Below are 20079 nucleotides of genomic sequence, written 5' to 3' on the forward strand. Positions count from 1 at the left end.
CTTGTGGGTTTTAGGCTTGTAAGTGTTAGATTTTAAACATGAATCCCTGTGAAGTCTTTTTATTGTATTTTTTTTCGTCAAAGCGGTAAAGAAAAGAGCCTTTTCTGGATGAGGTCATGTCCTTTTCATTGGTGTTTACAAGAATGTCCATGCTGTTGATCTTGCTGGTAAAATTTCGTTTATCGAATTTTTCATCAAAAATGGCTTCATAAAGATTCTGAAGATCCTTCATCGTGAATTTCTCAGGAAGAAGTTCAAATCCTATAGGCCCTGTGGAAGCTCTTCTTCTCAGCCTGGCCACCGCATCCTTTACCATATCATTATGATCGAAGATAAGGTCAGGTGCCTTCTTGAGCTCAACCCATTCTGCACTATACTGTTCATTAATCTGAATGTTTTTCTCAATATTGATCAGTGCATAATAGGAGATGGACATGATCCTGGCAGTTGGTTCACGCTTGATTTCCGTATAACATTTCAGCTGCTCAAGATAAATATTTTCAAGACCAGTCAATGTATATAAAACCCTGTTGGCTGCCTCGTCAGATGTTTCATGACTGTCAATAAACCCACCCATGAGTGACCATTCACCCATCTGTGGTTCAAAATTCCTTTTTACCAGAAGGATTTTAAGATTTTCGCCATCAAAACCGAAAATGATACAGTCAACGGCAACAAGGTGTTTGGGATATTGGGAGTAATCCTCAGTCATCTTTTATATTTTACTACAAAGGTAAAGCTTTTATGGATACGATTTTATATAAATGTGATTCATACACTTTTTAATATATATTATTTATTTCATTAAAATTATTCCAATGGGATATTTTGGGAGTCAAAACAGTCATCAAAAATGGAGAATATCATTGAAATTGGTTTAATTCTATATGAGTTGAATGTTAAAATTATGTTAAAATAATGATTAGTGTTTATAATCGATAATTAAAATAGCTTAACGTTAAAAATACGATAAGGTATTGTTGAAATCTTTGAGATTTTAATTAAAACACGTATTCAATTCATTTTCATAGGGAATTCTATGATTTTAAGGTCCTCTTTTTCTGTGGATTCATTATCTTATTTTTTATGATAAGGTAGGACATTTTTTGTTGTTTTTAGGGATTTATAGAAAGTTTTAAATGAAAAAATAAGTCAAATAGGCTCAGAAAATGTTTCGTATATTGAATCTTTCCATTATTTTAGAAATGTTGAATTAACATTTATAATGGCCCCGAAACTTTCTGCTTTTTTATTGTGTTTTGCTTCATTTGCCTCGGCTCAGGTGAAGGAAAAAATCCATTATTTTCCTTTGGAAACTGTCAGATTATCAGAGAGTGTTTTCAGCAAAGCGATGACGGCAGATCATAAGTACCTGATGGCCCTGGAACCGGATAGACTATTGGCTCCTTATCTTAAAGAAGCTGGATTAGAGCCAAAAGCAAATAATTACTCCAATTGGGAAAACACAGGGTTGGACGGGCATATAGGAGGACATTACATCTCCGCATTATCCCTGATGTATGCTTCTACAGGAGATGCTGCAATACAGCACAGAATTGATTATATGATCAGTGAGCTGGAACGCTGCCAGAAAGCCTCTCCGGACGGATACATTTCAGGAATTCCCGACGGAAAAAAAATCTGGAAAGAAATAAAACAGGGAAATATACGCGCTTCAGGCTTCGGTTTGAACGACCGCTGGGTACCTTTATATAATATTCACAAACTGTACTCAGGACTGCGTGATGCGTATTGGTATGCCAAAAATGAAAAAGCAAAAGCAATGCTCATCAGGCTTACAGATTGGATGATGAATGAAGTATCAGGCCTTTCTGATGAACAGATCCAGGATATGCTGCGCAGTGAACATGGAGGACTCAACGAAGTTTTTGCAGATGTTTACGATATCACTCATGACCGGAAATATCTGAAACTGGCTCACCGCTTTTCCCATCAGGCTATCCTTACACCGCTTTTATCAGGAGAAGATAAGCTTACAGGTCTTCATGCCAATACACAGATTCCAAAAGTAATCGGCTACAAACGTATTGCTGATCTTGAAAATAATACTTCCTGGAGTAATGCCGCTGATTTTTTCTGGCATAATGTTACCGAGAAAAGATCATCGGCTATTGGAGGAAACAGTGTTAGTGAGCATTTTAACCCTGTCAATGATTTCAGCAGCATGATAAAAAGTATTGAAGGTCCGGAAACCTGCAATACCTATAATATGCTGAAGCTGACCAAAGAGCTTTATGCAACGCAGCCTGAATCTTATTATATCGATTATTACGAAAAAGCACTATACAATCATATCCTTTCCACAGAAAATCATGATCAGGGAGGATTCGTGTACTTTACCCCTATGCGTCCCGGGCACTATCGTGTGTATTCACAACCACAGACCAGTTTTTGGTGCTGTGTAGGATCCGGAATGGAAAACCATGCCAAATATGGGGAAATGATTTACGCCCGGTCGGATAAGGATTTATATGTAAACCTGTTTATCCCTTCCACGCTGACATGGAAACAGCAAAAAATAGTGCTCCGTCAGGTCAATAACTTCCCGGAAATTCCTGAAACAACATTGATCTTTGATGCTGCTGGAAAGTCAGAATTTGATTTAAAACTGAGATGTCCGGAATGGACCACACCTTCAGAAGTACAAATTCTGATCAACGGAAAACAGGAAAAAGTACAGCATGGTTCTGACGGCTATTTTACCCTGACTAAAAAATGGAAAAAAGGTGATGTTGTGAAAATGATTCTACCGATGCATCTTTCTGCAGAACAGCTGCCTGACCATTCCAATTATTATGCATTTAAATACGGTCCTGTAGTGCTTGCCGCAACATACGGAACCGAAAACCAACAGGGACTTCTTGCGGACGATAGCAGAGGCGGCCATATTGCTCATGGTCCGCAGATTCCTTTAAACGAAATTCCTGTTATCCTTGGAAGCCCTTCCGAGGTGGTCAGCCATGTTAAGTCTTCCAACAATGGACCGCTCAATTTTTCCGTTACAGGGCTTTATCCGGCTGAAAAATTCGGAAAAGGCTTAAGTCTTGTGCCATTTTACAATATTCAGGCAGAAAGATATATTCTGTACTGGCCACAAGCTGACAAAAACGGGATAGAAAATATACTGAAGCAAAGAGCAAAAGAAGAAGCTGAAACCAGAAAGCTGGATATGATCACTGCAGATAAAATCCAGCTGGGTGAACAGCAGCCGGAATCAGATCATTTTATAGAAAGCAAATACTCCGGTACAGGATATATGGAAGACCGCCATTTCCGTGATGCCAAAGGCTGGTTCAGTTACCAGATGAAAAATAACGGAAAAAATGCTTCATACCTTTACCTGCTTTATTTTGATGCCAACAATAGCCGTACGCTGAATATTGAGATCAACGGAAAAAAAATCATGACTCAAAATCTGGAAGGAAAGTTCGGAGATTCACCTCAATATCTGGCCGTTCCGATACCGGATTCAGAAAAGAATAAAGAAACTCTTACGGTGAAATTTCTGGCAGAAGAAAAACTGATGACCGCTAAAGTCATTGAATTGCGGTTACTGACAGATAATTACGAAAAGAAATAAAGCTGAACCAATTTTAAAAACAGATTTTTTCCCATGAAAAACAGAATCCTATACGTATTATTTTTTCTTGCAGCCATTTGCAGTTTTCATGCAAAAGTAAGGCTGCCTGCTTTGGTTTCAGATGGAATGATTCTTCAGAGGAATCAGGACCTTAAGATCTGGGGATATGCAGATGCAGGAGAAAAAATTACGGTTAAATTTATCAATAAAGCGTATCATACAACAGCAGACCAAAATGGGAACTGGTCTCTTATGCTTCCAAAGCTTAATGCCGGCGGCCCATATACCATGACCATTAATGAGATCACTCTTAAAGATATTCTTATTGGTGATGTGTGGGTAGCTTCAGGACAATCCAATATGGAACTTCCGATGCGAAGGCTGACGCCTCTTTATGAAAATGAAATAAAAAATGCCAACAATCAGAATATAAGATTCTTCACGGTTCCACAGAAATATAATTTTAAAGCTCCTCAAAGTGATCTTGACGGCGGAAAGTGGGAAAGTACCAATCCTCAGACGATACTTGATTTTTCTGGGGTTGCTTATTTTTTCGCAAAAGAACTGAATGAAAAAAATAAAGTGCCTGTAGGAATCATTCATACCAGTCTGGGAGGCTCTCCGGTTCAGGCCTGGATGGATGAAAAATCACTGAAAAAATACCCGGAATACCTGGCTGAAGCAGAAAAATGGAAAAATGATGATCTGATACTATCTACAGAATCTCAGGAAAGATCATTAAGCAAAGCATGGTATGCTGAGCTGGATCAGAGTGATATTGGTTTCAATCAGCACTGGGAAAAAGATAACACCAATGATTCCGGATGGAAAACCATAATGCTGCCTGGATCATGGGAAGATCAGGAAGGTCCGTTTGACGGTTCGGTATGGTTCCGTAAAGAAATTATCCTGCCAAAAGGAGCAGACCAGAAAACAGCTTTTTTAAATCTGGGAAGGATAAAAGATGCTGATATTACTTACATCAATGGAATAAAGGTAGGCAATGTAACCTATGAATATCCGCCGAGATGGTATGACATTCCGAAAGGTGTTTTAAAAGAAGGAAAGAATATCATTACAGTAAGAGTCATCAATGGCAGCGGAAAAGGACAGTTTATAGCTGATAAACCGTATTATTTAGAAATTGACGGACAAAAAACAGACCTTAAAGGCGAGTGGAAATATAAAACAGGAGCAAAAATGGAGAAAATGGCTCCCGGACAAACATTTATCCGCTGGAAACCGATAGGGCTTTACAATGCAATGATCAATCCGCTGATCAATTATAAAATCAAAGGATTTATCTGGTACCAAGGCGAAAGTAATACAGGAAAACCAAAAGAATACAGAGATTTATTGTCAACAATGATTTCACTTTGGCGTTCAAAATGGAACAAGAATGATCTGCCGTTCTTCATTGTACAGCTGGCCAATTTTATGGAGAGAAAGGATGAGCCCATTGAAAGTAACTGGGCTGAACTGAGAGAACAGCAGAGACAGGTTTCCCTCAATGTTCCATATACAGGACTTGCAGTAGCCATTGATTCGGGAGAATGGAATGATATTCATCCGCTCAATAAAAAAACAGTGGGGGATAGGCTGGCTTTACAGGCGCTGAAAACCGAAGGCAAAAAAATCATAGCTGACGGACCCGTTTATCAGTCGATGAAAACAGAAGGAAATGCCATTATACTATCCTTTAAACCCGGAACAGATGATCTGGTACAGGGAGAACTGACAGGTTTTGCCATACAGCAGAAAGACGGCCGTTATCAATGGGCAAAAGCAGAAGCAAAAGGTAATAAAGTCATTGTCTGGAATGATCAGGTCACCAATCCTGTCAATGTACGTTATGATTGGGCAGACAACCCAGACGGTAATCTTAAAAACACAAGCGGGTTGCCTGCTTCACCTTTTACAACAGAAAAAAATTAATTTAACATAGAAAACCTTATCAAAATCAATGGATAATCAGCCACAAAAGATATCGGTAATAGAAAAAGTAGGGTATAGCCTGGGAGATCTGGCAGCCAACCTTGTTTTTCAGACCTTAGTAACTTACCTGACCTATTTTTACACAGATATTTACGGACTCAAGGCAGAAGATGCTTCTGTCATCACCCTTACCGTAGGTTTAATTGCCGGATTTGGCTTTAACCCGCTTATCGGAGCGCTGGCAGACCGTACAAGCTCACGATGGGGGAAATTCCGTCCATGGATTTTATTTACCGCTGTACCACTTGGTATTGCGGCCTTGTTAGCCTTTAGAACGCCTCACTTTTCCTATCAGGGTAAAATGATCTATGCTGCGGTAACCTATTCATTATTATTGTTATTATATGCATCCAATAACTTACCGTATGCTGCTCTGAGTGGCGTTATTACGGGAGATATGGGAGAAAGAAACAGTATTTCTTCGTACCGTTTTGTAGCAGTGATGTTTGCACAGTTCTTTGTACAGGTATTTATGCTTCCTATCATTTTATATGTAGGACATGGAGACAAAGCACAGGGGATCGAGACTGTTATGACATGGCTGGCTGTGATCGGATCTGTAATGTTACTGATTACCTTTTTTACCACCAAAGAAAGAATCATTCCCAAGCCGGAACAGAAATCAAGTCTGAAAGAGGATTTAAAAGATTTATTTCAAAACAGACCTTGGCTTATTATGCTTACCGTGACTGCATTTATATTCATCACGCTGGCCATGAAAGGGGGATCTTATGTATATTATTTTAACAACTATGTGGATGAGAATGCCCTGAAGAACTTTATTTCACCCATTACAGCATTTTTTAATTCTGCCGGGATGAATTTCTTCGGTGAAGACCCAAAGTCTGCAGGGTTCGGATTGTTTAATGCGGGAGGAATTGTGATGATGATCGTCGGCATTACCTTTTCTAAAAAGCTGGCAGACCGGTTTGGAAAACGGGACACTTTTATTGCATCATTATTCATTTCTACATTGTTTATCCTGTTCTTTATATTCTATCCTCCGAAAGCAGTGGGAATTATGTTCCTGTCCCAGATTTTACACGGATTCTTTTATGGAATCAGCACACCGCTTTTGTGGGCGATGATTGCTGATGTGGCCGATTATTCGGAATGGAAGAACAACCGCAGGGCAACCGCTATTATCTTTTCTGCCATGATGGTAGGATTGAAAGTTGGTCTCAGCATCGGAAGCTCTCTGGTAGCTTTGATCATTGGAAAATACGGATACATTTCAGTACACGGAAATGAGCAGGTTATTCAGCCTGAAACAGTGGCAGCAGGAGCGAAAATGCTTGTGAGTATTTTCCCGTCCATACCGTTTTTCATTGCGTGCGGACTGCTTTTATTTTACAAAATCAATAAAAAAATGGAAGTTCAGATTGAAAAGGATCTGGCTGAAAGAAGAAAATAAAAAGATTACTATGAAACGTATTTTAATTGGTTTAGCGGCCCTTACCGCTTCCGGGCTGTCGGCACAGAAATCCGATGGTACTTTAAAAAAAGCATTTCAGGATAAATTCTATATCGGAACTGCTATGAGCCTTCCCCAGATTGACGGGACAGATCAGAGGGCAGTATCGATTATCAAAAAACAATTCAGCTCTATTGTCGCTGAAAACTGTATGAAATCTATGTTTCTGCAGCCTCAGGAAGGAAAGTTCTTTTTTGATGATGCCGATAAATTTGTTGATTTCGGGATGAAAAACAATATGTTCATCATCGGGCATACGTTAATCTGGCATTCCCAGCTTCCAAAATGGTTCTTTTTAGACAGTAACGGAAAGGATGTTTCTCCGGAAGTGTTGAAACAGCGCATGAAAAACCACATTACAACCGTAGTTTCCCGTTACAAAGGAAAAGTAAAAGGATGGGATGTGGTGAATGAAGCCATTCTTGAAGACGGAACCTATAGAAAAAGTAAATTTTACGAAATCCTGGGTGAAGATTTTATTCCTTTGGCATTTCAGTATGCACAGGAGGCCGATCCCAACGCAGAATTATATTACAACGATTATAATGAATGGTATCCTGAAAAGGTAAAAACAGTCATTGCAATGGTTGAAAAACTTAAATCAAGAGGAATCCGTATTGATGGAGTAGGAATGCAGGCCCATGTCGGGATGGATAACCCTTCCATCGATGAATATGGAAAAGCAATTCTGGCCTATTCCAATGCCGGAGTTAAGGTCAATATCACAGAACTTGAAATCAGTGCGCTGCCTTCTCCGTGGGGAAGCTCTGCCAATGTTTCCGATACTGTTGCTTATCAGAAAGAAATGAATCCGTATACCAAAGGACTTCCCAAAGAAGTAGAAATGAAATGGGAAAAACGTTATCTTGATTTCTTTGGCTTGTTTTTAAAGCATAAAGATAAAATAAGAAGAGTAACCTTATGGGGAGTTACTGATAAACAATCCTGGAAAAACGATTTCCCGGTAAAAGGGAGAACAGATTATCCATTATTTTTTGATAGAAAAGACCAAGAGAAACCTGTGGTACAAAAAATAATAAAATTGGCAGAGAAAAATTAAAATCAATAGAATTTTTACTTAATGAAAAAATCAAAATATTTATTCCCGGAAGATTATATGGCAGATCCTTCCGTTCACGTTTTTGAAGATAAAATCTATATCTATCCCTCTCACGACCGCGAAAGCGGAATTGAAGAAAACGATAACGGAGATCATTTTGATATGAATGATTACCATGTCTTTTCAATGGATGATGTGGACAGCGGAGAAATTAAAGATCATGGCGTAGTTCTTTCGGTAAAAGATATTCCATGGGCGGGAAGACAGCTTTGGGATTGCGATGTCGCTTTCAAAGACGGGAAGTATTATATGTACTTTCCTTTGAAGGATCAGAATGATATCTTCAGAATCGGTGTTGCAGTGAGTGATAAACCTTACGGACCTTTCATCCCTGAAAAACATCCGATGATGGGAAGCTACAGCATCGATCCCTGTATTTTTGAAGATAACGGAAAATATTATATGTATTTCGGAGGGATCTGGGGCGGACAATTACAGCGTTACAGAAACAATAAAGCACTTGAATCTGCTGTAATTCCTGAAAATGATGAGCCTGCAATCCATTCAAAGGTAGCTTTGCTAAGCGATGATATGTTTCAATTTGCTGAAGCTCCTAAAGACGTTGTCATCATCGATGAAAACGGAAAGTCTCTGCTTCATGGTGACAAACACCGCTTTTTTGAAGCTTCATGGATGCATCAGTACAATGGTAAATATTATTTTTCTTATTCCACAGGAGACACTCACCTGATTTGCTATGCAACCGGGGATAACCCTTACGGTCCGTTTACTTTTCAGGGTGAAATTCTTACTCCGGTGGTAGGATGGACTACTCATCATAGTATTGTGGAATTCAAAGGGAAATGGTACCTGTTTTTCCATGACTCTGTTCCCAGTGGCGGCAAAACATGGCTGAGAAGTATGAAAGTCATTGAATTGGAATACGATCAGGAGGGCAAAATCAAGACGATTGAAGGTCTGGAAGACCAGTCATAGGCATCTTTAATAATTTAAAATTTTTCAATGCGATATCTGAGATTCAACATTCTAATTTTTCTGATATTTCCGTTATTGGTTTTCGCGGAGGACGGAAGTCAGCTCTGGCTTCGGTTTCCTGCAAAAAACGGAATATCGGCAGATCAAATTATTTCCAAAGGCAGCAGTCCAACCCTGAATATTGCCAGAAAAGAGCTGGGCAGCCACTGGCAGGGACAGGCGGTGGAACTTCGTACAGAAAACAAAGAGAAAAATCTGAAAGACGGTTACAAAATTGTTTCCACCCCTGAAAAAATCGTTATTTCTGCAGGAAAAGAAATAGGACTGTTGTATGGAGTCTATCATATTTTGCGATTACAGCAGACAAAAGCTGACCTGTCTCACTTAAACACTATTGAAAAACCTTCATATGATGTAAGGATTCTGAATCATTGGGATAATCTGGACGGAAGCATTGAAAGAGGATACGCCGGAAGATCACTGTGGAAATGGGAAGATCTGCCTGGAAGAATTTCTCCTCGCTATGAAGAATATGCAAGAGCGAATGCCTCTGTAGGAATCAATTCCGTTGTTTTGAATAATGTGAATGCATCGCCCAATATGCTTAGGGAAGATTATCTTAAAAAAGTAAAGGTTTTGGCCGATATTTTCAGGCCTTACGGCATTAAAGTATATCTTTCCGTGAATTTTTCTTCACCTAAAGTGCTGGGCGGGTTACAAAATTCAGATCCGCTGAGTAAAGACGTACAAAAGTGGTGGAAAGATAAAGCTGCTGAAATTTACAGATTAATTCCTGATTTCGGCGGATTTTTGGTGAAAGCCAATTCCGAAGGGCAGCCAGGCCCGCAGGATTACGGAAGAACCCATGCAGACGGAGCCAATATGATGGCTGATGCCTTGAAACCTTATAATGGAATCGTGATGTGGAGAGCCTTTGTCTACAGCCCGAGCAAAGACGACAGAGCCAAACAGGCTTATCTGGAATTTGTTCCTCTGGACGGTAAATTCAGGGATAACGTAATTATTCAGATCAAAAACGGTCCGGTTGATTTTCAGCCCCGCGAAGCTTTTAATCCGCTTTTCGGAGCATTAAGAAAAACTTCTGAAATGGTAGAATTTCAGATCACCCAGGAATATCTGGGCTTTTCAAATCATCTCGTTTTTCTGGCTCCTTTATTCAAGGAAACACTGGATAGCGACACCTATTCTGACGGCCAGGGTTCTACGATTGCTAAAATAACAGACGGTACTTTAAGACCTGCAAAAATTTCAGCGATTTCAGCCGTTGCCAATATCGGGGAAGATACCAACTGGACCGGGCATCATTTTGCACAGGGCAACTGGTATGCATTCGGCAGATTAGCATGGAATCATGGGTTGAGTTCAGAGCAGATTGCAGATGAATGGATTAAAATGACCTTCACAGATGATCAGAACTTTCTGAATCCGGTAAAGGAAATCATGCTTTCTTCCAGAGAAACCGCTGTGGATTATATGATGCCATTAGGATTACACCATATCTTTGCGGGAGGACATCATTACGGGCCTGAACCGTGGGGTGATTATAAAGGCGAAAGACCAGACTGGTCGCCAGTCTATTATCATCAGGCTGATGCTCAGGGAGTGGGTTTTGACAGGACAAAAACAGGAAGTAATGCTGTTTCACAGTATTTTCCACCATTGAATGAAAGATACGGGAATATCTCAACCTGTCCGGAAAATCTTATTCTGTGGTTTCATCATGTTCCGTGGAATTATAAAATGAAAAATGGTAAAATTCTATGGGACGAGCTGTGCTATACGTATGATTCCGGGGTGAAAAAGGTAAGGGATTATCAGAAAATCTGGGATAGAATGGAGCCTTATATTGATAAACAGCGGTTTACAGATGTTCAGTCAAAGCTTAGAATTCAATCTAAGGATGCAGTATGGTGGAAAGATGCCTGCCTGCTGTATTTCCAGACTTTTTCCAAAAAGCCGATTCCTTATGATATTGAACGCCCTGTTCATGAACTGGAAGATCTGAAGAAAATTAAATTGAATATGGGCCATCACAATTAAAAAATGAGGCAGTTCTTTTTCCGGATCGGAAAGGAGAGCTGCCTCAAATAATAATAGCTGTGTAAAATTTTAATCCAAAATAATTGGAATGGTCGATATATCAGTCTATCTGCAATAGATAAGCTTATTTAAGAGAAATCATCCTATTAAAAATATTTCCGTTTTCTTCAACCTGTATGATATATTGATCTGCTGTTTTAGGATCAAGATCGAAAGTGATATCCACTTTGCCTTCAGCATATTTTTTGTTCGAAGTATAATAAGTTGTATTAGAAACATCATATACTGAAATGCTTACAGGACCTTTTACATCAGACATATGAAGTTTTGCCATATGTCCGGAAATAGTATATTCAGGTTTATGGACAGCACTTACAGGTGTTTTTTCTACCTCCATTACATTATCAGCATTGATTTTGATCTTGTATTTCTCAATTTTCACTTCCGATTCTGCGACAAGATAATAAGTTCCCGGCGTGAAACTTTGAAAACTATAAGTCTTCATTACGTGGTTTCCATCCGTAAGATTTTCGGAAAATAGCTCGTCATGTGCATTGTTATAGACAAACACAGAAACATTTTTAACATTTGAAAGCTCGAAGTTCAACGTCTTGTCTTGTACATTTCCAAAGGAAAGGGAGAAATCTCTGTCCTTACTCATTGCATTTACTGAAACCAGTAAGGCTCCTGCAAAAGATACTGCTTTTAATAATGTGCTCATGGGGTAAGACTTTAGGATTGATATTACAAAGCTATAACAGCCATAATGCTCAGGCTATAATTAAATTTTCATATTTATGTACTATATTAACTTTGTTTGATTTTATAAATATGTTATTTGTTAATTTTGCATATAATATTATTTTCTTTTGAGGTATGAAACATGTAAATCCTTCTTTTGAAGCTATAAGGCCCACTATCGGGAGTAGTTTTACCAGCCTGAAATTTCTCACCAATGAGAATATAAAATCCCATGTCTGGCATTACCATCCTGAGATTGAGTTGATCTTTGTATGCAAAGGTTCCGGGAAAAGACAGATTGGAAGCAGTATCTCTTATTTTTCAGATGGAGATCTTGTTCTGATAGGAAGCAATCTTCCGCATTGTGGACTTACCAATGAAAATACGCATAATGAGTTTGAAATGGTCATTCAGTTTAAGCCTGATTTTTTAGGAGAACCTATATGGGATATACCGGAAATGCAAAGGATTTCTGCTTTGCTTGAAAAATCTAAGGCGGGAATAGTATTTGGAGAACAGGTGAAAAAGAAGGTAGGAAAGGATATTGTTGAGATGCATGAAGCTTCCTCTTTAGATAAGCTGTGCAGATTTCTGAAAATATTGGATGATCTGTCCGTTACCCAGGATTACAGAACTTTAAATGCAGGAAAATATTATCTCCAGACCCAGATTGAAGACAACGAAAGAATCAATCTTATATTTAATTATGTGAAAGATCATTTCAAAGAAGCTATTACGCTGGAGGAAGTTGCTGATCTTGCCAATATGAAAGTACCATCTTTTTGCCGTTATTTTAAAAAAATCACCAATAAGACCTTTACACAGTTTGTTAACGAATACAGAATTACCCATGCCCTCAAACTTCTGGCAGAACAGCCTTTAAGCATTACGGAAGTTTGCTTTGAATCAGGGTTTAATAACTTCAGTTATTTTAACAGAACTTTTAAAGACTACATCCGGAAAAGCCCCTCGCAGTACAGGAAAGAATTTAATTATTTCATAGAATAGTTGTTATAAAACAGTAAAAAATACATTTTGTTGGTGATTTATTAAAATATAAGTGTAAATTTAACACTTATAAACAATAATCACTTTTATGAAATTTTTTATTGATACAGCCAATCTGGCGATGATAGAGGAAGCCCATGCCCTTGGAGTTCTGGACGGAGTCACCACAAATCCATCACTGATGGCAAAAGAAGGGATCTCCGGAAAACAAAATATACATCATCATTACCTTGATATCTGTGAGATTGTAGATGGGGATGTAAGTGCTGAAGTTTTGGGAATTACTTTTGAAGAAATGGTTAAAGAAGGTGAAGAGCTTGCCGCACTACACCCAAGAATTGTTGTAAAAGTTCCCATGACTCAAGATGGGATTAAAGCCATCCGCTATTTTTCTGAAAAGGGAATAAAGACAAACTGTACGCTAGTATTCTCTTCCGGACAGGCATTGCTGGCTGCCAAAGCAGGAGCCACTTATGTTTCTCCTTTTCTTGGAAGACTGGATGATATCTCTACGGACGGTCTTCATCTGATATCCGAAATCCGAGCGATTTATGACAATTATGCTTTTCAGACACAGATTCTGGCTGCTTCAGTCCGACATAGTATGCATATTATCAATTGTGCAAAAATAGGAGCTGATGTGGTAACGTGCCCTTTGGCACCTATACTTTCTCTTCTTAAACATCCGCTCACAGATTCAGGATTAGACCAGTTTATCAAGGATTCGCAAAAAATGAAATAAGATTGGGCAGAAAAAGTATAACCTCTGTTATAAACTCAGTAGTTTTATTATGTAAATCATTTAAGATCTGTTTTTATCAAGCAAGATTGATATGCACGAACAGTTAATCATTCCAACTATAACAAAGTTTAAGGCTGAATTTAAAGCAGAGCCTGAACGTATCTTTCTATCTCCGGGAAGAATTAATATTATTGGTGAACATGTAGATTATAGCGATGGATTTGTATTGCCTGCTGCTATAGATAAATACATCTGTTTTGCTGTCCGGAAGCTGTCTCAGACAAACGTATGTACCATCATTGCTAAAGACCTTGGAGAAGAATATACGTTTGATGTCACAATGGAGGTAAAACCGGTACAGCAGATGTGGATGAATTATATTCTGGGCGTTTTCAGTCAGTTACAGAAACCGGAGAACGTGTTTTGCGGTATGGAAATTGTCTTCAGCAGTACTATCCCAATGGGATCAGGACTTTCTTCTTCTGCGGCACTTGAATGTGGGTTTGCCTATATTCTCAATGAGCTTTTTGATCTTCAGTTATCAAAAAAAGAGATTGCTGTGATCGGGCAAAAATCGGAACATTCTTTTGCGGGGGTTCAATGCGGAATTATGGATCAGTTTGCCTCTGTTTTTGGAAAGGAAAATAAAGTGATTATGCTCGACTGTCATTCGCTGGAACATCAATATTTTGATGCAGATCTTAAAGGATACAGTTTGCTGCTTTTTGACAGTTGTGTAAAGCATACCCATTTGACATCCGGTTATAATGAAAGACGAAAAGATGTTGAACATGGTAAAAAGATCCTTTGGAAAAAATTTCCGGAAATAGAAAAGTTCAGGGATTTTACGATAGCGATGCTTGATTCTGTAAAAAAGGAAATGGGAAGTGTTTCATACAAAAGATGTTTCTATCTGCTGAAAGAAATCCATAGAGTGAAAATGGCGGCAAAAGCTATTTCAGAAGGAGATATTGAATATCTTGGAACACTGCTCACCGAAACTCATGCCGGCCTTTCAACAGAATTTGAGGTCAGCTGCAATGAACTTGATTTTTTAGTGGAAAATACACTACAGCAGGAAGGAGTATTGGGATCAAGAATCATGGGAGGAGGTTTCGGAGGTTGTAGTATCAATTTAATTCAAGAGAATAAAGCTGAAGAAGTGATTGAAGCCATCAGCGAAAAATATTTTGAATATTTTAATATTCAGATGAAAATTTATCATGTTAAAATTTCCGAAGGGATAAAAGAATACACCAATGAATATATCATTTGACCGTAATAAGCATCCCCACAGAAGACACAATCCTCTATTGGATGAATGGATATTGGTTTCCCCACAACGGACAAACAGGCCATGGCAAGGGAAGAGAGAAGAAACAGCAGAAGAAAACCGTCCTGTATACGATCCGGACTGCTATCTCTGTTCCGGAAATAGGCGTGCTAACGGAGCCAGGAACCCTGAGTATAAAGGAATCTATGTTTTTAATAATGACTTTGGAGCATTGCTGAATGAAGAAGTTGACTTTTCTGAAGGACATTCCGGGTTTTTTACCCTTCTTCCAGAACGCGGAATCAATAGGGTGGTTTGTTTTTCTGAGAATCATAGCCTTACCTTACCGGAAATGTCTCTTGAACAGATAAAAAATGTGGTGGATATATGGCAGGAACAGTTCAATGAACTGGCTGCTCTGGATCATATCAATTATATTCAGATTTTTGAAAATAAAGGGAGCATAATGGGGTGCAGCAATCCTCATCCACATGGCCAGATATGGGCGCAGTCGTCCATTCCGGCAATGGTTCAGAAAACCCAGACTCAGTTGAAATCATATTTTGAAAAGAATAAAAGAACATTGCTGGAGGATTATCTTCAGCAGGAAATCAAGGCTGGAGAACGCATGGTCACAGAAAATGAACATTTTGCAGCATTGGTGCCGTTTTGGGCATCATGGCCTTATGAAACAATGATTATCAGTAAGCAGAAAAGAGAAAATATTGCTGCATTTTCTGAGGATGAAAAAGAATCTTTTGCAGCTGTACTTAAGGATCTAACTACTATCTACGACAATCTTTTTGAAACGTCATTTCCTTACTCTGCGGGAATCCATCAATCACCTACAGATGAAAAGGAACATCCGGAATGGCATTTTCATATGCATTTTTATCCTCCATTGCTCAGAAGTGCGGAAATTAAAAAATTTATGGTGGGGTATGAAATGCTGGCAGAGCCTCAGCGCGATATTACCCCGGAACAAAGTGCTGCAATATTAAGAAACCTTCCCACCATTCATTACAAGAAAAAATAATAAATCAATATCTTTGAAAAAGAATATGGAACAGATTAAACTAATTGTGACGGACATGGATGGTACATTTCTCAATTCCAGCCATGAAATGAGCCCTGAATTTTCGGATGTTTATCAAGAGTTGAAAAAAAGAAATATTGTATTTGTGCCTGCAAGTGGAAGACAGATGCCGGGCATTACCCATTATTTCGGAGAAATAGAAAGTGAGATCGGCTTTATTGCAGAAAACGGAGGCTACATTATCTATAAAGATCAGGAGCTTTTCGCCGATGTCTTGGAATATAAATATATTGTTGAAATCATCAAAGCAGTTCGGGAAATACCGGGTGCGAAAGCGGTACTGTCAGCTAAAAAAATGGCATATTATGAAACCGAAGATCAGCAGTTTGTAGATTTTTTCTCAAAGTACTATACCGAAAATATGAAAAAAGATGACCTTACAGAAAGAATTGATGATACAGCCTTTAAAATAGCGGTCTATCATCCGGAAGGTTCTGAAAAACATCTGTATCCGGTTCTTAAAAGATTTGAAGAATTCGGTCTGGAAGTGGTTGTTTCAGGTGAGTATTGGCTTGATGTTATGAATAAGGATATCAATAAAGGGAATGCACTGAAAATTCTTCAACAATCTTTAGGAATTTCCCCTGAAAATACGATGGCTTTCGGAGATTATATGAACGATATAGAAATGCTGAAGAATGCTAAATATTCTTACGCTATGAAGAATGCGCATCCGAATGTAAAGCAGGTGGCCAATTTTGAAGCCTGTACTAATGATAGCTTCGGAGTATTAAAAACAATTAAGGATTATCTGCAATTGAACTGATGGAATTTCAGGGCCGCCTAAAGGTTGAATTTCTTATCAGAAAAATAAAAAGTTCTGAAAATCAATTTGTGGTAACTACGTAACAAAAGCCTCTCAAACTTTTGAGAGGCCTTTTTATATTTTATTAAATTTTGTAAAAGTATTCCTATTTAACCGATAAGTTAAAAAATCTGAAATATGAGACTGCTGCTGACAGAATGAAAACTATGATCAGCATTGGAAGCATTTTGTATTCTTTCTTTTGAATATGAACAAAAATGCCTGCCAGCATTATCAGACAAAAGCCTGTTGCTGCCATGGGCGTTAAAATTGGTAAAATACTGAAAAGCCAGGGAAATATGATTCCCAAACAACCCGATAATTCAAGAAAACCTAATATTCGGATGGGGATGATGGAGCTGTTAGGTTTTAGCTGTCCGTCTGCGACATGTTTTTTCTTGCTGCCTGTAATTTTTCCATAACCTGGCATGATAAAAAATAGAGACAGGAGTCCCTGTATAATCCACAAAATTGTATTCATTCTATTGTTGGTGAAGTTAAATTATAAGCTCTCGAAAGCTTAGATAAATGAGTTAAACAAGTATTGCCTTGAAATCATTTCAAGGATATTCATTCAAAGATATTAGGTAAAAATCCTTGAAAAATTAATTTTGTTTATCCCTTTTTTGGTTGGTCTAACCAAAGATTAACATCTTCCATTTTAGTGAATTGCTTTTGTACTGATACAAAGGTAATCAAGATTATTATAAAGTTGAATTAAATAATAAGATTTTTGTTCAATACATAAACGGGCGTTGGAAGTAAGGAGTTCCGTATTGAAAACTTTATTTTTGACAGATTTAAATTGTGTTTCTGTAAGAAAATAGTAGGAACGCAAATGTAAGCTTTTGGTTTGTAATTGGAGTATTATCATTAGTTACCTGAAAAGCCATCATATAGAGGTGAGTATCTGATATTCCTAAAAATAAAAAACCCTTTAAAATATAGATTTTAAAGGGTTTTAGTGATTTTATTCTGCGGAGAGAGAGGGAGCTTAGTCGAACATTTAATACCTTTGTTAAGGTTCTTGGAATCATGTAAATAATGGTAACAATTGACTTAAAATATGCCCCTTACTATTTAATTAATGTTGAGAGTCGTATTATTTGTGAAGCTTAAAATTTTGATTTGAATACCTTGGCTTAAATGTTCAATATTTTTAAACAATTATCCAGTCGATGATGTAAGAATGAATCTATCAATAAAAAGCCTACTGATAAACACAATAATCCAAGCGAAATGCCCTTATAATAGTCATTTTTAATTAAGAAAGAAGCAATAACGGAGACAATAATTAATACAGCCCAAATAGGTTTTAATCTTGCATAATTTTTATTATCTGCCTGCATCTTCGCAAGTTCCGCCTGTAAAGCTTCTTTTGGATTGATATGAAATGACCCTGTCACTAGTTCAAGATGCTTTGGCCTTGAGTACAAGAGATAACTTCCGTATCCTAAATTTACAAGCAATAATAAACTAATGGGAATCAGCATTCCATTTGACAAGGTATTTTCTTTTTTGGATAATAATGGTATTGTCAGGACTAAAAGAAGCCCTAAACCTACCATTACTTTTCCTTGAAAGACGTCACCTTTTGTCCAAAGATTCAATTCTTGTATGAAATCCATTCTATAGGCCATATTGTGAACGGATAAGAGCCAGATAATCCTCATCGTTCATTTGTTTGCGGGCAGCAATAATCTGCTCGGCATCCGGCCCGGCTATGTAACGCAATTGGCTGGTACCGTCTGTAGCTGCTTTATAAATGGTTTCGGCAACTAAAACAGGTTCACTTCCTTTTGCACCAGCTTCAAAAGCTTGTAAAACTTTATTTGTAAACTCTTTGTATTCGGTTATTGCAGAGTCTATATTTAAATCAAAAGAGCTGGTAGCAAAGTTCGTATTGATAACACCTGGTTCTATCATTTTTACCTGAATTCCAATTTCTGCAAGCTCATACGATAAAGCTTCACTCATTCCTTCCACAGCGAATTTTGAACCATGGTATAATGTTCCCATTGGGAAGGTTATTTTGCCACCCATTGAAGAAATGTTGATAATAATACCATTTCCCTGTTTACGCATAACAGGTATAATATTTTTGGTTACCAATAACAGTCCAATAACATTGACCTCAAACTGCATCCGGATTTTATTTTCCGGGGTAGATTCCAAAATTCCGTAAGAACCGTACCCTGCATTGTTCAATAGCACATCGATTGTTCTAAATCTTGCTACTGCTTGCTCTATTGTACTTTTGATCGTATCTTCTTTGGTAACATCAAGTTCGGTAACCAACACATTTCCCAAATCTGTCAGTTCTGCATCACTATCAGAGAATTTACGGACAGTTGCCACGATGTTCCAACCTTTTTCCTGAAAATATTTGACGGTCATCCGGCCAATACCACTGCTGCATCCTGTTATTAAAATAGTCTTGTTCATCTGTTTTAATTTTTATTGAATTATGTATTAAATGTCATGTTTAGAAGTCTTTCTTTTTACAACCGTCGTAAACCATTTGTCCCGCCATTTTTGCAAAATTTCCCCAACTGTTATCGATCGCAAATTGAGTTGAATTCGTAAATAAATGCTCCATCATGCTTTTGTTGGTCATCAACATTCCCTGAGCATTAAAATCATCAATTAAAACTGACTTTATCACATCTTCATAATTATGGGCATTTCCAAAATTACCTACCCCTGAGATGAAATCCTCCTGGTTTTCATTACAGCCACCCCATGTTAAATAAGCATTCATAAAAATGTTTGGAGGAATTGTGTTGATGGCGATCCCACCATAATTTAATTCATTGATGGCCTGATGAATTCTTGCCTCGTGCTTTTTCATTGTTTCATTATTAACTGCGATCATGCAGCCAAGTGTTCCCAGTAATTTTTCATTGCAGAAAATTGTTGCTTTTGTCAGATAATCATCCACATTATTTTCAGTGTCCAAGGCTATTTCGGAAAAGATCTGGCAGAATGCTTCATTCTTAACAGCATAATCGTCTTCCTGAATATTAGGGATTAAGACTACATCGGTTGTTGGGTACTTACCGTTTTCAACTTTTAAAACTTCAGCAGTAGGCTGATTTTCGAGAAAAGCTTTTTTCGTTTCCTCTACTCCCGGATAATAAGTTCCAACAGCATAAGTGTCTTCTGAAATTGCTTTTTTGACTGCATCCAAAAACTGCTGTCTCTGTGGCCACTTTTTTGAAGTAATA

The 20079-nt window shown here is 38.0% G+C and carries 17 protein-coding genes; 11 read left to right on the plus strand and 6 right to left on the minus strand.

Annotated features, from left to right (window positions below; all coding sequences use genetic code 11):
* Nucleotides 1-25: 25 nt before the first annotated feature.
* Nucleotides 26-712, minus strand: coding sequence for an NUDIX hydrolase (locus BBH99_RS17880; RefSeq protein WP_066698903.1), 687 nt, complete (start codon nucleotides 710-712; stop codon nucleotides 26-28).
* 513 nt (nucleotides 713-1225) lie between these two features.
* Between BBH99_RS17880 and BBH99_RS17885 the strand changes: the two genes are divergently transcribed.
* The 6 genes from BBH99_RS17885 to BBH99_RS17910 are packed head-to-tail and all read left to right on the plus strand — an operon-like array spanning nucleotide 1226 to nucleotide 11187.
* The gene (locus BBH99_RS17885) at nucleotides 1226-3601 is read left to right on the plus strand and encodes a glycoside hydrolase family 127 protein (protein WP_066698905.1); all 2376 of its coding nucleotides are present in this window, start codon (nucleotides 1226-1228) and stop codon (nucleotides 3599-3601) included.
* A gap of 33 nt (nucleotides 3602-3634) precedes the next feature.
* Nucleotides 3635-5536: a sialate O-acetylesterase gene (locus tag BBH99_RS17890; RefSeq protein ID WP_083188872.1), complete on the plus strand. Its 1902-nt coding sequence runs from the start codon at nucleotides 3635-3637 to the stop codon at nucleotides 5534-5536.
* Between the two features lie 28 nt (nucleotides 5537-5564).
* A complete protein-coding gene (locus BBH99_RS17895) occupies nucleotides 5565-7010 on the plus strand; it encodes an MFS transporter (protein ID WP_066698907.1) in 1446 nt (481 codons plus the stop codon).
* Between the two features lie 10 nt (nucleotides 7011-7020).
* A complete protein-coding gene (locus BBH99_RS17900; RefSeq protein ID WP_066698945.1) occupies nucleotides 7021-8130 on the plus strand; it encodes an endo-1,4-beta-xylanase in 1110 nt (369 codons plus the stop codon).
* Nucleotides 8131-8151: 21 nt separating this feature from the next.
* Nucleotides 8152-9126 carry a glycoside hydrolase family 43 protein gene (locus tag BBH99_RS17905; RefSeq protein WP_066698909.1) on the plus strand — a complete coding sequence of 325 codons (975 nt, stop codon included), beginning with the start codon at nucleotides 8152-8154 and terminating at the stop codon, nucleotides 9124-9126.
* Between the two features lie 27 nt (nucleotides 9127-9153).
* Nucleotides 9154-11187, plus strand: coding sequence for an alpha-glucuronidase (locus BBH99_RS17910; protein ID WP_066698915.1), 2034 nt, complete (start codon nucleotides 9154-9156; stop codon nucleotides 11185-11187).
* A 124-nt stretch (nucleotides 11188-11311) separates the two neighbouring features.
* Here BBH99_RS17910 and BBH99_RS17915 read toward each other — a convergent pair whose 3' ends face one another.
* Complete coding sequence (locus BBH99_RS17915; protein WP_066698918.1) at nucleotides 11312-11908, minus strand: hypothetical protein; 597 nt, start codon at nucleotides 11906-11908, stop codon at nucleotides 11312-11314.
* 155 nt (nucleotides 11909-12063) lie between these two features.
* Between BBH99_RS17915 and BBH99_RS17920 the strand changes: the two genes are divergently transcribed.
* The 5 genes from BBH99_RS17920 (at nucleotide 12064) to BBH99_RS17940 (ending at nucleotide 16813) form a co-directional block, all read left to right on the plus strand.
* A complete protein-coding gene (locus BBH99_RS17920) occupies nucleotides 12064-12936 on the plus strand; it encodes an AraC family transcriptional regulator (RefSeq protein WP_066698920.1) in 873 nt (290 codons plus the stop codon).
* Nucleotides 12937-13024: 88 nt separating this feature from the next.
* The gene (gene fsa, locus BBH99_RS17925; RefSeq protein WP_066698925.1) at nucleotides 13025-13678 is read left to right on the plus strand and encodes a fructose-6-phosphate aldolase; all 654 of its coding nucleotides are present in this window, start codon (nucleotides 13025-13027) and stop codon (nucleotides 13676-13678) included.
* Nucleotides 13679-13769: 91 nt separating this feature from the next.
* Nucleotides 13770-14954 carry a galactokinase gene (galK, locus tag BBH99_RS17930; RefSeq protein ID WP_066698928.1) on the plus strand — a complete coding sequence of 395 codons (1185 nt, stop codon included), beginning with the start codon at nucleotides 13770-13772 and terminating at the stop codon, nucleotides 14952-14954.
* Nucleotides 14938-15987: a UDP-glucose--hexose-1-phosphate uridylyltransferase gene (locus BBH99_RS17935; RefSeq protein WP_066698930.1), complete on the plus strand. Its 1050-nt coding sequence runs from the start codon at nucleotides 14938-14940 to the stop codon at nucleotides 15985-15987. The genes galK and BBH99_RS17935 overlap by 17 nt, the downstream gene beginning before the upstream one ends.
* A 13-nt stretch (nucleotides 15988-16000) precedes the next feature.
* The gene (locus tag BBH99_RS17940) at nucleotides 16001-16813 is read left to right on the plus strand and encodes an HAD family hydrolase (protein WP_228390833.1); all 813 of its coding nucleotides are present in this window, start codon (nucleotides 16001-16003) and stop codon (nucleotides 16811-16813) included.
* Nucleotides 16814-16958: 145 nt separating this feature from the next.
* Here the strand turns inward: BBH99_RS17940 and BBH99_RS23105 are convergent, their stop codons facing one another.
* The 4 genes from BBH99_RS23105 to BBH99_RS17960 all read right to left on the minus strand — a co-directional run.
* Nucleotides 16959-17333 carry a DoxX family protein gene (locus BBH99_RS23105; protein WP_066698935.1) on the minus strand — a complete coding sequence of 125 codons (375 nt, stop codon included), beginning with the start codon at nucleotides 17331-17333 and terminating at the stop codon, nucleotides 16959-16961.
* Nucleotides 17334-17994: 661 nt separating this feature from the next.
* Nucleotides 17995-18480, minus strand: a complete 486-nt coding sequence (locus BBH99_RS17950) for a hypothetical protein (RefSeq protein ID WP_066698938.1) — start codon at nucleotides 18478-18480, stop codon at nucleotides 17995-17997.
* 1 nt (nucleotide 18481) lies between these two features.
* A complete protein-coding gene (locus BBH99_RS17955) occupies nucleotides 18482-19297 on the minus strand; it encodes an SDR family oxidoreductase (protein ID WP_066698941.1) in 816 nt (271 codons plus the stop codon).
* Between the two features lie 40 nt (nucleotides 19298-19337).
* On the minus strand, nucleotides 19338-20079 hold a 742-nt coding region (locus tag BBH99_RS17960), incomplete at its 5' end, for a hypothetical protein (protein ID WP_228390835.1).

Source organism: Chryseobacterium contaminans (assembly GCF_001684955.1).
Classification (GTDB): Bacteria; Bacteroidota; Bacteroidia; order Flavobacteriales; family Weeksellaceae; genus Chryseobacterium; species Chryseobacterium contaminans.

Coding starts and splice junctions, on each gene's coding strand:
- BBH99_RS17880 (WP_066698903.1), bottom strand. CDS start 712: ATGACTGAGGATTACTCCCAATATCCCAAACACCTTGTTGCCGTTGAC.
- BBH99_RS17885 (WP_066698905.1), top strand. CDS start 1,226: ATGGCCCCGAAACTTTCTGCTTTTTTATTGTGTTTTGCTTCATTTGCC.
- BBH99_RS17890 (WP_083188872.1), top strand. CDS start 3,635: ATGAAAAACAGAATCCTATACGTATTATTTTTTCTTGCAGCCATTTGC.
- BBH99_RS17895 (WP_066698907.1), top strand. CDS start 5,565: ATGGATAATCAGCCACAAAAGATATCGGTAATAGAAAAAGTAGGGTAT.
- BBH99_RS17900 (WP_066698945.1), top strand. CDS start 7,021: ATGAAACGTATTTTAATTGGTTTAGCGGCCCTTACCGCTTCCGGGCTG.
- BBH99_RS17905 (WP_066698909.1), top strand. CDS start 8,152: ATGAAAAAATCAAAATATTTATTCCCGGAAGATTATATGGCAGATCCT.
- BBH99_RS17910 (WP_066698915.1), top strand. CDS start 9,154: ATGCGATATCTGAGATTCAACATTCTAATTTTTCTGATATTTCCGTTA.
- BBH99_RS17915 (WP_066698918.1), bottom strand. CDS start 11,908: ATGAGCACATTATTAAAAGCAGTATCTTTTGCAGGAGCCTTACTGGTT.
- BBH99_RS17920 (WP_066698920.1), top strand. CDS start 12,064: ATGAAACATGTAAATCCTTCTTTTGAAGCTATAAGGCCCACTATCGGG.
- fsa (WP_066698925.1), top strand. CDS start 13,025: ATGAAATTTTTTATTGATACAGCCAATCTGGCGATGATAGAGGAAGCC.
- galK (WP_066698928.1), top strand. CDS start 13,770: ATGCACGAACAGTTAATCATTCCAACTATAACAAAGTTTAAGGCTGAA.
- BBH99_RS17935 (WP_066698930.1), top strand. CDS start 14,938: ATGAATATATCATTTGACCGTAATAAGCATCCCCACAGAAGACACAAT.
- BBH99_RS23105 (WP_066698935.1), bottom strand. CDS start 17,333: ATGAATACAATTTTGTGGATTATACAGGGACTCCTGTCTCTATTTTTT.
- BBH99_RS17950 (WP_066698938.1), bottom strand. CDS start 18,480: ATGGATTTCATACAAGAATTGAATCTTTGGACAAAAGGTGACGTCTTT.
- BBH99_RS17955 (WP_066698941.1), bottom strand. CDS start 19,297: ATGAACAAGACTATTTTAATAACAGGATGCAGCAGTGGTATTGGCCGG.